The organism is Prosthecobacter sp., assembly GCF_044373815.1.
Lineage (GTDB): Bacteria > Verrucomicrobiota > Verrucomicrobiia > Verrucomicrobiales > Verrucomicrobiaceae > Prosthecobacter.
The window spans coordinates 1-5736 of the sequence record NZ_JBIPNG010000430.1 but is presented as its reverse complement, the minus strand read 5'-3'; the positions used below and the strand labels follow the sequence as shown (position 1 = coordinate 5736).

Annotated in this window: 6 protein-coding genes and 1 tRNA gene; 6 read left to right on the top strand and 1 reads right to left on the bottom strand. The window is 60.5% G+C overall.

The window, feature by feature from the left end; genetic code table 11:
- Window positions 1–980, top strand: a 980-nt coding sequence (locus ACIREA_RS25185) for a hypothetical protein (RefSeq protein ID WP_397385084.1), incomplete at its 5' end; no start/stop codon positions are given.
- Window positions 981–1011: 31 nt separating this feature from the next.
- Here ACIREA_RS25185 and ACIREA_RS25180 read toward each other — a convergent pair.
- Entirely contained in the window at window positions 1012–1860 is an 849-nt protein-coding gene (locus ACIREA_RS25180; RefSeq protein WP_397385083.1) for an aminotransferase class IV, read from the bottom strand.
- A 126-nt stretch (window positions 1861–1986) separates the two neighbouring features.
- On the opposite strand from ACIREA_RS25180, the gene ACIREA_RS25175 reads away from it, so the two are divergent.
- The 5 genes from ACIREA_RS25175 to ACIREA_RS25155 all read left to right on the top strand — a co-directional run bounded on the left by ACIREA_RS25175 (window position 1987) and on the right by ACIREA_RS25155 (window position 5561).
- Window positions 1987–2061: transfer RNA gene (locus ACIREA_RS25175), tRNA-Gly, on the top strand.
- Between the two features lie 94 nt (window positions 2062–2155).
- Window positions 2156–3013 carry a 50S ribosomal protein L11 methyltransferase gene (locus tag ACIREA_RS25170; RefSeq protein WP_397385082.1) on the top strand — a complete coding sequence of 286 codons (858 nt, stop codon included), beginning with the start codon at window positions 2156–2158 and terminating at the stop codon, window positions 3011–3013.
- A 126-nt stretch (window positions 3014–3139) separates the two neighbouring features.
- Window positions 3140–4117, top strand: coding sequence for an MBL fold metallo-hydrolase (locus tag ACIREA_RS25165; protein ID WP_397385081.1), 978 nt, complete (start codon window positions 3140–3142; stop codon window positions 4115–4117).
- A complete protein-coding gene (locus ACIREA_RS25160; RefSeq protein ID WP_397385080.1) occupies window positions 4118–4654 on the top strand; it encodes a dihydrofolate reductase in 537 nt (178 codons plus the stop codon).
- A gap of 49 nt (window positions 4655–4703) precedes the next feature.
- On the top strand, window positions 4704–5561 hold the full coding sequence (locus ACIREA_RS25155; RefSeq protein WP_397385079.1) for a hypothetical protein: 858 nt from the start codon (window positions 4704–4706) through the stop codon (window positions 5559–5561).
- Window positions 5562–5736 lie beyond the last annotated feature (175 nt).

The following is a 5736-nucleotide window of genomic DNA, read 5'->3' as shown; positions in this document are numbered from 1 at the left end:
CGCAGAGATTTGATTCAGAAAAAAGATCTCTGCGGCGTTCCCACCTCTGCGGTGTAAAATTCTGGCTTGCTGCATGCTTCGCCTTCTTCGCCTCGCTGCTGCATGCCGCCCCGCGCGAGCTCGATGTCCTCATCGTTCTCGGTGCACCCGGCACCGAGGAGTACGGCAAGAAATTCAAAACGCAGGTGGATGCCTGGACGAACGCCTGCACCAAGGCAGGCCTCACCCCGGCAGTCGTTCGCGGTGAAAAAACCACCGAAGAACTCGAAAAGCGCCTCACCGCCTCCGATCCCGCTCACTCCTTGTGGCTCGTCCTCATTGGCCACGGCACCTTTGACGGGCGCGAAGCCAAGTTCAGCGCGGAAGGCCCGGACTTTGATGCCAAGCAGCTCGCGGGCTGGATCAAGCCGCTCAAGCAGGAGATCGCCGTGATTCACACCGCCTCGTCCAGCGGCGGCTTCTTGAAACCGCTCTCCGGCAAAAACCGCATCATCATTACTTCCACCAAAAGCCCGGACGAAGTCTTCTATGCGCGCTTCGGCGAATTCTTTGCCGAAGCCGTCGGCGGACTGCCCGAGGCGGATCTTGATCAAGACAGACAAGTCTCCCTGCTGGAGGCCTTCCGCCACGCCAGCAAAGCTACCACCACCTTCTATGAAAACGACGAACGCCTCGCCACCGAGCACGCCCTGCTCGAAGACAACGGCGACGGCGTTGGCACCCGCAGTGAAGTCTTCGGCTCAGACGCACCCGTCCCCGCCGGCATGGCCGTCGATGGCGCACGCGCCGCGCAGATGGTGCTCGTGTTAAGCGCCGAAGAACAGCAGCTCACCGATGCCCAGCGCACCACACGGGATGCGCTGGAACGCGAATTGAAGACCTTGAAGGAGCAGCGTACAAAGCTCAAGGAACACGACTACTACACCAAGCTCGAATCACTGCTGCGCAAGCTGGGCGAGGTGTACGAAAAAAAATCGTGATACACGACGGCCGACGGAGGGGCGATCATCTTCACGGATCATCCCGCCCAGCCACAAAGTCCTGAAATGCCTTCGCCACGCGCTGAGTGACGGGCCCGTCAACACCGGGAATCACACGCTGATCAACACGCGCCAGTGGATGCACATCGCGCGTGCTTGAGGTGAGGAAGGCTTCTTCGCAGCTATGCAGGGCCTCGATGGGCAGCGTGACTTCCTCCACGGCAATGCCAGCAGCGGCACAGGCTTCCAGCACCAGACCGCGCGTCACACCTGCCAGACAGCCGGAGCTCAGCGGCGGTGTTTTCACCACACCTGCGCTGACGATGAAGATGTTCGTGCCTGTGCCTTCACAGAGTTCATCGCGGGTGTTGGCAAAGATCGCCTCCCCCGCCCCTTCCCCGTGGGCCAGCGCGAGGGCTCGCACGTTGTCACCATACGAAGTGGATTTGATGCCAGCGAGAGCGCTGCGCTCATTGCGCGTCCACGGCACCGTCATCACGGTGTCGGTGGGCGGCCAGGGTTTGAGAGGTGTCGTCGCCACGATCATCGTCGCAGGTGCCTCACCACGATCTGATCCCAGCGGACCGTCACCACTCGTCAGCGTGACGCGGATGCGCGCATCTGTGAGATCATTCGCCTGCATCGTCGCCAGCATCGCATTCACATAAGTCTCAAACTCAGGTGGCACGATGTTCATTGCCTGGCACGAAGCCACCAGCCGACGCCAGTGCCGCGTGGGTGTGAAGGGTTTGCCATGGCGTGCAACGAGTGTCTCGAACACACCATCACCTACCAGAAAGCCATGATCGAAGGGAGAGATGCGGGCTTCAGAAGTGCTGACGATGCGGCCGTTGATCCAAGTATGGGAGGGAAGATTCACATCCGCAGCATGGCTTTTAAAAAAACATTCTCAACACATGCACTTTGCACTTGCAGGATCTTTTTCATGCGCCAGAATCTCGCCCTCAAACTTTCCGGATCGAACCGAAAACGAACCGAAAAATTTGCGGGTGTAGCTCAGTGGTAGAGCACTTCCTTGCCAAGGAAGATGTCGCGCGTTCGAATCGCGTCACCCGCTCCATCAATCTCCGAAAGATTGATGGCACCAAATAACCTTCGCCTTTTAAGGCCTTGATTGGTGCCCCAGCAACCTCCCTCCTCACGATTGTACATTCATGTTTGTCTGGTCCAAACTCACTGCTTCACGTTCGGCTGATACCTGGGAGGAACGTTTCGCGCAGAGCACGGACGCCACTCTCGTCATCACCAGTTTCCCCGGTCGTAAAATGATCCGCCTGGAGGTTTATTGCGAGGCTCAGTCTCGCGCGAAGGCCATCCAGAAAGAATTCGGCGGTGAGGTGTCCAAATTAAAAACGCAGAACTGGGCCGCTCATTCATCCCAGACTCCGCCGCCCGTGAAGGTGCGTGATAAATTTGTGATCTGCACCGCCAAGACGCAGGCTGATCTGAAGCTGGCCCGCGCCAAATTTCCCAACCGCGAAATCATCGCCGTGCCTGCCGACATGGCTTTCGGCACCGGCCATCATGCCACCACCGCCACCGTGCTGCGTCTGCTCGTCGATGCTGCTGAAGAGCGCCAGGCCGCCGGCCAGAAATGGACCATGGCAGATCTCGGCTGCGGCAGCGGCATCCTCGCCATCGCCGCTGATAAACTCGGTGCCTCCCGCGTCTGGGGCTGCGACTACGATCCCGCCGCTGTGAAAATCTCGCAGGAAAATGCGGTGCGCAACAACACTCCCAAAGTGCGTTTCACCAAAGTCGATGTCCTCAAGTGGGAGCCCAAGCAGACTTGGGACATCGTGGCCGCCAATATTTTCTTTGATATTCTGGAGTCGGCTTTTCCACAGATGGTTCGCTCCGTCGCCCCAGGCGGCGTGCTGATGCTCTCCGGCATTCTGAAGTCTCAGGCCAAGCCCTGCCTCGCCGCTGGAAAGCGTGCCGGCTTTGTGGTGCAGAAGGTCGTCACCAAAGGCAAGTGGGTGACTGCTCTCGGCACGGTGAAAAGCCGCTGATCTGGCGCAGGTCTTGCGTGTAGGAGCCTCATAGGGGCGTCACCCCTGCCGCTACAACATCCTGCACTTAATTCTTGTATTTGAGGGGCTGGGCGATTTATTATCAATAGATTCAAGCAGCCAATCATGCTTTTCGATCCCGCTTCCTCATCCGGCGGGGCTGGATCCTCCTCCAGCCCTCTCAAAAAGCGCGGCCTGCTCAAGAAAGCTCAAACGCAGGGAAACCGCATCGGCCTGCTCCCCACTGTAGGCTGGCGCAAGCGCAACATCCAGTTCCTCAATGAGGTGCTCATTCCCACCCTCTTCTCCCCGCGTCAGCCGGGCGAGGATTTTGGCCTTCTTCCAGTCGCCACGAGCAACGAGATCGGCGTGACGTGGCTGGGGCATGCCGGATTCTTTTGTCAGATCGGCGGCGTAAACATCGCCATCGACCCCAACTGGGCGCTGTGGCACGGCCCCGTGAAGCGCGTCCGCCACCCCAGCGTCTGGGCGCATGACCTGCCCCACATTGATCTCGTGCTGGTCACGCACGCGCATTACGACCACCTGCACCTGCCCAGCCTGCGCAAGCTCGCCGCTGCCCAGCCCATCATCGTCCCGGAAGGCGTAGGCAGAGTGGTAAAAAACTGCGGCTTCGGACGCATCGTGGAATTGAAGACCTGGCAGAGCGCCACCTTTCGGGATCTGCGCATCACCCTCACCCCCGCACGCCACTGGGGCGCCCGGATGATTCATGACACGCACCGCCAGTTTGGCGGCTACCTCATCAAGTCCCCCGAGCGCTGCCTCTTCCACTGCGGCGACAGCGCCATGTTTGACGGCTTTCAGGAGATCGGCAAACGCGCCAGCATCGATCTCGCGCTCATGCCCATCGGTGCCTACGATGCCCCCAGCGGTCGGCAGGTGCACATGAATCCCGAAGAAGCCCTGGACGCCTTTCAAATGATGGGCGCGCAGTCCATGATCCCCATGCATCATGACACCTTCCCACTCGGCGGAGAGCCCCTCCATGAGCCTGCCGAGCGCCTCGTCAAAGCAGCCATCGAACGACAGTTGGAAAACCGCGTGCGCCTGCTGCGCGAAGGCGAGTCCGCCCTTTACTGAGTGAGTCCACGCCCGGCACTGACCCTCATCGCCGCCGTTTCAGCGGACGGCTTCATCTCCACCGGCACCGGTGTGCCCTGGCACCTGCCACGGGATAAAGAACACTTCCGCCGCACCACACGCGGCCAGTGGCTGCTCATCGGCCGCCGCACCTATGAAGAAATGATCGGCTGGTTTGAGGATCACCACCCCTTGGTGCTCACGCGCAGCCCCGTCTACATCCCTCCCGCTGGCGATGTCGTGGCCAGCGTGGCCGAGGCCCTGCAAGTCGCCGCCGCAGGGGGTGCCAGCGAGTTGTTTGTCTGCGGAGGCGGAGAGGCCTACGCCGCCGCCATACCCTGCGCTGATCGGTTAATCCTGACCCACGTGGACTCCACCCTCGGCAGCGGCGTCCCCTTCCCCACGGTGAATCCCGCCGAATGGCAGGAGACCTCCCGGCAGGATTTTCCAGCCGACACCACCCATGCCCACGCCCTCAGGTTTTCCACCTACGAGCGCCTCAGGCCACCCGCTCAGGCCTCGGACGGCACATTATAATAATTTCAAGATGAGCAAATTCACCTTTGGGTGTATCTAAGCCTTGCAGATGAACCTTCCCTCCCTGTTCAACCCCGGCTCCGCAGTCGCCCTGCTGGCAACTGCTGCGCTCTGCGTCGGCTGCACCAGCCTCAACACTGCCGACAAGTCCGCGACCGCTGACAAAGCCGGTACCAAAGACATTTCGCTGGTGAAATCTCCCACCGATCTGAGCTTCCTGCTCAGCATGAGTTTCGTGGAGGCCAAGAGCATCTCCACGCAGCAGCTGGAGTTCCCGCCTTACATCAAGATCGCCGCAGATTCGATCCAGGTCTTCAAATACTCCGCCGATGGCAAGCCGCTCAAAGCACGTGCCCGTGGCAAGGTGTTCATTGAAATGAATTTCAACGAGCCCGCCAAGGCCCTCTGCCAGGAAGCCTTCATCACCGAGGGTGAAATCATCCTGCGCGGCAGCCCCATCCTGCAGCGCGGCGGCAGCATGGTCGAAGGTCTGGACGACAGCACCATCTTCTACCTCTTTGGCACTTCCCTCCGCGTCATCGGTCTGCACAAGGTGAACAACCAGAACGAAATTGCCTCGATGATGCCCACGCTCGGCACCTGGGCCGCCGGACCCAATCCGCTGCTGCCACCACTCACCGAAAGCGCCGTGCCCTCCACCATCCGCGATTCCATGCAGCGTGCCGCCGAGGCCGAAATGATGCACCAGAAAACCCGCGAGCTCTACGGCCCCGCCGACGCACCGCCTGCCACACCTACACCCGCGCAGCCCGAAAAAGCAGCGGACAAACCCAAGTCTCCACCGCCCCCCACGGTCACCAAAAAACCCACCGTGGAAATCCGCCGCGCAGTTCCCGCCAAGCCCTCCTTCTGGAACCGCTCCAAGACCGACAAGAGCCGGGCGTGAGGCGGTCCCAGCGCCCAAGGAGCGCGGACTTCAGTCCGCAGCATGTGCCATTCATCGAACGCTCATACTCGGCGCTGCGCGTTTCAAACTCGGCGACCTCCAGCCTCGAAAAACGACATCCTAACTTTCGCACTGCGCGGACTCGCGGAGTGCTGCGGACTGAAGTCCGCGCTCC

Coding starts and splice junctions, on each gene's coding strand:
- ACIREA_RS25165 (WP_397385081.1), top strand. CDS start 3,140: ATGCTTTTCGATCCCGCTTCCTCATCCGGCGGGGCTGGATCCTCCTCC.
- ACIREA_RS25155 (WP_397385079.1), top strand. CDS start 4,704: ATGAACCTTCCCTCCCTGTTCAACCCCGGCTCCGCAGTCGCCCTGCTG.
- ACIREA_RS25170 (WP_397385082.1), top strand. CDS start 2,156: ATGTTTGTCTGGTCCAAACTCACTGCTTCACGTTCGGCTGATACCTGG.